This window comes from Shewanella hafniensis, from assembly GCF_019655335.1.
Classification (GTDB): Bacteria; Pseudomonadota; Gammaproteobacteria; order Enterobacterales; family Shewanellaceae; genus Shewanella; species Shewanella hafniensis.
Window position 1 is genome coordinate 1 of record NZ_BPFD01000155.1, and the last position, 2,802, is coordinate 2,802.

2 protein-coding genes are annotated in these 2,802 nt (G+C 41.6%); one reads left to right on the top strand and one right to left on the bottom strand.

Annotation, left to right across the window (positions count from 1 at the left end):
- Positions 1–297: 297 nt before the first annotated feature.
- Positions 298–507 (top strand): hypothetical protein, encoded by a 210-nt coding sequence (locus tag K5Q99_RS21545; RefSeq protein ID WP_220778090.1) that lies wholly within the window; start codon positions 298–300, stop codon positions 505–507.
- 1,776 nt (positions 508–2,283) lie between these two features.
- Here the strand turns inward: K5Q99_RS21545 and K5Q99_RS21550 are convergent.
- A complete protein-coding gene (locus tag K5Q99_RS21550) occupies positions 2,284–2,739 on the bottom strand; it encodes a 5' nucleotidase, NT5C type (RefSeq protein WP_107404925.1) in 456 nt (151 codons plus the stop codon).
- Between the last annotated feature and the right edge of the window lie 63 nt (positions 2,740–2,802).

Consider the following 2,802-nt stretch of genomic DNA (forward strand, 5'->3'; position numbering starts at 1 on the left):
GCCCAAATCCGCGCTTGAAAGCTTGTTATCACAAGCACTTTTGTCGCAGAAAATCGTACCGATTTTTGCTCGTCAAAAGCACATTCTGTTAACGCCAACCTGCAAGCTCAGCATTAAAATGTCGTCAATAATGTGAGTGTGAAGTCCGAGACAAGATAAAAAAATGAAAGAAAAACTACAAAACTCACTCAACATTTTTATTGTCCACCATTGCGAAAAATATGCTTGAAAAAGTGCTTTTTTTCATTAATGTCAATTTAGGAGCTTTACTCTTAATCACATTAAAGGAATAACAGCATGACTGACAATAATCACAACGGCCCGATCGTAAACATTGATGGCACACCTATGATAGGTAACACAGGAGTCGATGTGCATGGCAACCCATTTGGCATTACTGAATCCGACACATCGACGTGTAATAGCAGCATAAGCGATGATGCTTGGTCATTGCCTAACGACACATTTAGCTGCGATTTCGACAGTGGATTTGGGGATGGTTTCTAATTATGCGCCGTCATCTAAACGACAAAACACTTGCCAAATGGATACCTTTAGTCCTTTTGAGCATTATCACCATCATGTGCTTTTGCTGGTTTATCTATACTGAGGATATGAATTGCCTTTTACCTCCGTTAATACTGCATATTAAGTACGCCTTCGGTGTTTTAGCCTATGATAGACGTTATGCAAATACACCCGAGCCCGAGGATCCATGGGTGCGTTTTAAGTACATGATGTTCCGGTTTTGCTAAACATCAATGTAACTAACCAGACAAATTAGTGAATGACGCCTATAGGGCGGTTAAGGAAAAATGATGGAATTTTTACTACCAATTGCACTAATGATTATTGGCAGCATAGTGCTTGTGAAAAGATGTAAGCCAAAGAAATAGATAAGAAAAAACTCAGAAATCCATGACCATAGTAAGGAATCTGCCTAGGGTCTATTGCTCTTCCGAGAGTTATTTTTAGATAGCATGGCAAGAAGTTATAATTTGCTTTACCAAAAGTAACTATAACCTCAAGCCATGCAAAGACTCCACAGGCCGTGTTGATCACTAAGAAACAAGATCAACGCAGGCAGTAAGCCTACGTGGGCCATCGATAAAAAGCTGTTTCCAGTGGAAACAAACCCGCTGAATCGACCTGTTGCCACAACCCAGCGGTTGCCGCAAAGTCATCCGGCCGTTAAAACCGCGAACAATAGACATCAATGAGGTCGTTGTTTCCACTGGAAACAAGAATAGCCCAGACAAATAGCTACAGCTGATCACTAAGAAACTAGCTTGTTTCCAATGGAAACAAGAATAGCCCAGACAAATAGCTACAGCTGATCACTAAGAAACTAGCTTGTTTCCAATGGAAACAAGATCAGCGCAGGCAATAAGCAAACGAGGGCTATAGATAAAAAAGCTGTTTCCACTAGAAACAAACCCGCTGAATTGACCTGTAGCCGCAACCCAGCGGTTGTATCAAAGTCAATCCGGCCGTTAAACACCGCGAACAATAGACATCAATGAGGTCTTTGTTTCCAGTGGAAACAAGATTCACGCAGACAATAACCCAACGTGTGGGCCATCGATAAAAAAGCTGTTTCCACTGGAAACAAACCCGCTGAATTGACCTGTAGCCGCAACCCAGCAGTTGCCTCAAAGTCATCCGGCCGTTAAAACCGCGAACAATAGACATCAATGAGGTCGTTGTTTCCACTGGAAATAAGATTAACTCAGGCAATAAGCCTACCTGGGCCATCGATAAAAAGCTGTTTCCAGTGGGAACAAACCCGCTGAATCGACCTGTAGCCGCAACCCAGCGGTTTCCTAAAAGTCATCCGGCCGTTAAAAACCGCGAATAATAGACATCAATGAGGTCTTTGTTTCCAGTGGAAACAAGATTCACGCAGGCAAAAACCACCTTGGGCTTTGACAAGAAAGTTGTTTCCACTGGAAACAAGATTAACTCAGGCAGTAAGCCTACGTGGGCCATCGATAAAAAGCTGTTTCCAGTGGAAACAAACCCGCTGAATCGACCTGTAGCCGCAACCCAGCGGTTTCCTAAAAGTCATCCGGCCGTTAAAAACCGCGAACAATAGACATCAATAAGGTCTTTGTTTCCACTGGAAACAAGAATAGCTCAGACAAATAGCTACAGCTGATCACTAAGAAACTAGCTTGTTTCCAATGGAAACAAGATCAGCGCAGGCAATAAGCAAACGAGGGCTATCGATAAAAAGCTGTTTCCAGTGAAAACAAGAACTACAATTGAAAGGATCTTTAATCATCAAAGCAAGTTATTAAATAATTCAATCTCAACAGCACTCCAGTCTGGAAAGCGAATCGAACCAAACTGCCACAAATCCCCCTTAAAAAACTCTTGGCCCTTTCCTTCAACGTGGTCGTCGATAAGAATATCTCCCTTCAGTAATCCTTTGTTCGGAATGATGATAAGACGACTGACATATTCCATGCCTAAGTGTTGCTCTACCCAAATACGCTTCTCCATATAACACAATGGATTTTGCAGACTTGGCGCTGTGGCTATATAAGGTTCAATTTCTGGATGTTCAAGCATCTTTTTCATCACAGCAATGCCACCTATTTTAGGGGCTAAGCAGCTGAAAAAACCCAATTCAGCTTGAGGGTATGCCTGCTCAGGTTTCTGGAGTTTTTTAAAGGTTACAGCTTCTGTATAATTTACAAGCACATCGTCCATATCAACATATACGATTTTTGGCATAGCCTTACCATTCATAACAAAACCAACCTAAGTAACTGTATTAAAATATGATTATTATAATAA

Excerpts from the sequence above, each read along its gene's own strand:
- K5Q99_RS21545 (WP_220778090.1), top strand. The coding sequence starts at position 298 with ATGACTGACAATAATCACAACGGCCCGATCGTAAACATTGATGGCACA.
- K5Q99_RS21550 (WP_107404925.1), bottom strand. The coding sequence starts at position 2,739 with ATGCCAAAAATCGTATATGTTGATATGGACGATGTGCTTGTAAATTAT.